This is a genomic window from Streptomyces sp. NPDC004561 (assembly GCF_053602155.1).
In genome coordinates, this window is sequence record NZ_JBSGDB010000796.1 from 1 (window position 1) to 2,386 (window position 2,386).

Annotated in this window: 1 protein-coding gene and 2 pseudogenes; 2 read left to right on the top strand and 1 reads right to left on the bottom strand. The window is 74.2% G+C overall.

All coding sequences use genetic code 11. The features are described from left to right. Window positions 1–106, bottom strand: a pseudogene (locus ACWEN3_RS45400) (pseudouridylate synthase); the annotation flags it as partial. Here ACWEN3_RS45400 and ACWEN3_RS45405 point away from each other — a divergent pair. Further along, a pseudogene (locus ACWEN3_RS45405) lies at window positions 97–780 on the top strand (GGDEF domain-containing protein); the annotation flags it as partial. The pseudogenes ACWEN3_RS45400 and ACWEN3_RS45405 sit on opposite strands and share 10 nt — an antisense overlap. A 111-nt stretch (window positions 781–891) precedes the next feature. Continuing rightward, on the top strand, window positions 892–2,386 hold a 1,495-nt coding region (gene hutH / locus ACWEN3_RS45410), incomplete at its 3' end, for a histidine ammonia-lyase (protein ID WP_452984171.1).

Genomic DNA, 2,386 nt, shown 5'->3' on the forward strand with positions numbered 1-2,386 from the left:
AGGACGTCCAGGCCTGGAGCAGGCGCTCGCTGACGAACGCGTGCTCCGCCCCGGTGACCGGATCGGTGAACTCCAGTCTCCGTGCGAGCAGTTGCCGGGGTGCCCGTGTTCGCACGGGCCGACGCCGACTTCGCCACGGTCCTGGCCGCCGTCGTCGCCGCCGGCATCGCGCAGACCGAACGCCTGGAGGAGGCCCGCCGGCTCGCCTACACCGACGCCCTCACCGGGCTCGCCAACCGCCGCGCGGTCGACGTGTGCCTGGAGGAGGCGGTGGAGCGGCACCGCACCGAGGGTGTGGTCGTCAGCCTCGTGGTCTGCGATCTCAACGGGCTCAAGCGGGTCAACGACACCCTCGGGCACGCCGTCGGCGACCGTCTGCTGGAGCGCTTCGGCTCGGTGCTGTCGCTGTGCGGGGCGATGCTGCCGGGTGCGCTGGCCGCGCGGCTCGGCGGGGACGAGTTCTGCCTGGTCGCGGTCGGCCCGTCCGCCGACGACGTGGTCAAGGCGGCGGACGAGCTGTGCCGCCGGGCGGGCGAGCTGGAGCTGGGGGAGGGGGTGGCGTGCGGGATCGCCTCGACCGAGGACCCGATCGGTCCGGTGGAGGACGCCCGGCGGCTGTTCCGGCTGGCGGACGCGGCGCAGTACCGTGCCAAGGCCATGCGCGGGGCCCGGCCGGTGGTGGCCGGCCGGGAGGGCCCGGACGACCCGGTCGTACGGCTGGCCGACGAGCCGCCGCCCGCCCGTGCCGAACGCCGCCGCTTCCGCGGGCGCCTGCCGTGAACCGGGGGCGCCGGGCGGCCCGTGACCCGAAGCACACGGGAGAGTAAGGGGCACTCCCGCTCCCCACTAGTGACATCACCGCATTCAATGCGTACGCTCCTGAATATGGATATGCACACTGTGGTGGTGGGGACGTCCGGTGTCACGGCGTCCGACGTTCTCGCCGTGGCGCGCGGCGCTGCCCGCATCGAGCTGTCGGCGGAGGCGGTGGCGGCCCTGGCCGCGGCCCGCGAGATCGTGGACGCGCTGGCGGCCAAGCCGGAGCCGGTCTACGGCGTCTCCACCGGCTTCGGGGCCCTGGCGACCCGGCACATCAGCCCGGAACTGCGCGCCCAGCTGCAGCGCAACATCGTCCGCTCGCACGCCGCCGGCATGGGCCCGCGCGTCGAGCGGGAAGTCGTACGGGCCCTGATGTTCCTGCGCCTGAAGACCGTCTGCTCCGGGCACACCGGTGTGCGGCCGGAGGTCGCGCAGACCATGGCCGACGTGCTGAACGCCGGGATCACCCCGGTCGTGCACGAGTACGGGTCCCTCGGCTGCTCCGGCGACCTGGCCCCGTTGTCCCACTGCGCCCTCACGCTGATGGGCGAAGGGGACGCCGAGGGCCCCGACGGCGCCGTCCGCCCCGCCGGCGAGCTGCTCGCCGAGCACGGGATCCAGCCCGTCGAACTCCGCGAGAAGGAGGGCCTCGCCCTCCTCAACGGCACCGACGGCATGCTCGGCATGCTGATCATGGCCCTCGCCGACCTCGACACCCTTTACAAGTCCGCCGACATCACCGCCGCCCTCAGCCTCGAGGGGCTGCTCGGCACGGACAAGGTGCTCGCGCCCGAACTGCACGCCATCCGCCCGCACCCGGGCCAGGGCGCCTCCGCCGCCAACATGCTGGCGGTGCTGAAGGGTTCGCAGCTCACCGGGCACCACCAGGACGACGCCCCGCGCGTCCAGGACGCCTACTCGGTGCGCTGCGCCCCGCAGGTCGCGGGCGCCGGCCGCGACACCATGGCGCACGCCCGACTGGTCGCCGAGCGCGAGCTGGCCTCCGCCGTCGACAACCCGGTCGTCCTGCCCGACGGCCGGGTGGAGTCCAACGGCAACTTCCACGGCGCCCCGGTCGCCTATGTGCTGGACTTCCTCGCCGTCGCCGTCGCCGACCTCGGCTCCATCGCCGAGCGCCGCACCGACCGGCTGCTGGACAAGAACCGCAGCCACGGCCTGCCGCCGTTCCTCGCCGACGACGCCGGCGTCGACTCCGGCCTGATGATCGCCCAGTACACGCAGGCCGCCCTGGTCAGCGAGCTGAAGCGGCTCGCCGTACCGGCCTCCGCCGACTCCATCCCGTCCTCCGCCATGCAGGAGGACCACGTCTCCATGGGCTGGTCGGCCGCGCGCAAGCTGCGCACCGCCGTCGACAACCTCACCCGCGTCATCGCCGTCGAGCTGTACGCGGCCACCCGCGCCATCGAGCTGCGCGAGGGTCTCGCCCCGGCGCCCGCCTCCCGGGCCGTCATCGAGGCCGTGCGCGCCGCCCAGCGCAAGCTCGACGACGCCCAGCGCCACCGCGACGCTGTGGACGCGAGCGGCGTCGCCCTGCTCCGCCTCGCCC